Origin of the sequence: Propioniciclava flava, from assembly GCF_004126535.1 — a bacterium.
Classification (GTDB): domain Bacteria; phylum Actinomycetota; class Actinomycetes; order Propionibacteriales; family Propionibacteriaceae; genus Propioniciclava; species Propioniciclava flava.
Genome location: NZ_PPCV01000022.1, coordinates 1 through 1,464 on the forward strand (window position 1 = coordinate 1; position 1,464 = coordinate 1,464).

The window sequence follows — 1,464 nt, forward strand, 5'->3', positions numbered from 1 at the left end:
GGCTCTTCATACCTGCGGTGGGGGCACGGTGAGTCCGCCGCCGATGAGGAGCATGCGTAGCCGGTAGTTCTCTCGGTTCCGGAAGCCGCGGGCGATGCGGCGGTGGAGCTCGATAAGCCCGTTGATGCTTTCGGTGCCGCCGTTGGAGGCGCGGCCGGTGTCGAAGTAGGCCAGGAACGCGTCCTTCCACTGCTTCAGAGTCCGGCCCAGCCGCGCGATTTCGGGGATGGGGCAGGACGGGAAGCCGTCGACGACCTGCTCGGCGAGCTCGCGGCCCTTGCTGGTGTCGGGGTGGGCGTAGGCGGCTCGCACCTTCTGGGCGCACTGCCAGGCGACGTGGACGGCGTCGTGGCGTTCATCGGCGGCGATCGCGGCGGCGAGGCGGGCTTGTTGTTTGTCGGTGAGCCGCTCGGCCGCGCAGCGGAGCACGTTGCGGATGCCGTAGAGCGGGTCGCCGGAGCGGCCACGGTGCCCGAGGGTCTCTTGCTGCATGCGGCGGCGGACCTCATCGACGGCGTGTCCGGCCAACGCCACGACGTGGAAGGCATCAAGGACGGCGGTGGCGTCGGCGAGCTTGTCGTCGATCGCGTTCTTGTAGCCGCGGAACGGGTCCAGGGTGGCGACCTCAACGTTGGCCTTGAAAGTCTTGCCGCGCTGGTCGAGCCACGTCTTGTACACGGTCCCGGACCGGCCCGGGACCAGGTCGAGCAGCCGGGCGTGGACGCGTCCGTCCTTGTCACGGGTCAGGTCGACCATGCCGGTCAACTCCTTCGGCCCACGCTTGCGGGTGTCGACGTGGTGCCACAGGTGCTCATCCACGCCCAAGGTGGTCACGCCGGCGAACCGGGCTTCGTCAGCGGCGGCGCGAGCGAGGATCGGCGCGATGCTGGTCCACACGGTCCGCCAGGTGGTCGCCAACTGGCGGGCGAGCCCGGCGATCGAGGCGTGCTCGCGACGCACCTGTTCCACCACCCACCGGCAGGCCCTGGTGGTGAGCATCGCCCGCGGCTTGGCCACCCGCTCGTCCTGCTCGGTGAACACTCCCACCGGACACGATGGTTCGACGCACTCCCACGTGCGTTTGCGCCACCACACCACCGTCGGCGCCCCGAAGCACGGGATGTCGACCAGGCGAACCGTCCGCCGGCCGTGCGAGGCCGCGATGACCCCGCACGAGGGACAGCCCATCATGGCTGGCGCCGACTCGACCCTCACCTGCGCCCCGCCGGGATCACGCTCCACGCCGACCACATGGAGGCCGGGAAGGCCCACCAACAGGTCACAACGGTCGCAATAGGCATCGTGGTGGTGGCAGCGCGCAGCGCAAGCCGTAGGCTCGGTCACAGTCGAGGTCCTCGGAACGGGGAGTGTGGTAACTCCTGATCCTGAGGGCCTCGACCCCTACCTCAACCCACCCGCCTCACCCGGCGTGTCGCACCCCACCCACCGCAAGTACGAAGAGCC

Annotated in this window: 1 protein-coding gene; it reads right to left on the minus strand. The window is 69.6% G+C overall.

Features of this window, described 5'->3' with window-relative positions:
• Nucleotides 1–6: 6 nt before the first annotated feature.
• Nucleotides 7–1,344, minus strand: a complete 1,338-nt coding sequence (locus C1706_RS13860) for an ISL3 family transposase (protein WP_206661159.1) — start codon at nt 1,342–1,344, stop codon at nt 7–9.
• Nucleotides 1,345–1,464 lie beyond the last annotated feature (120 nt).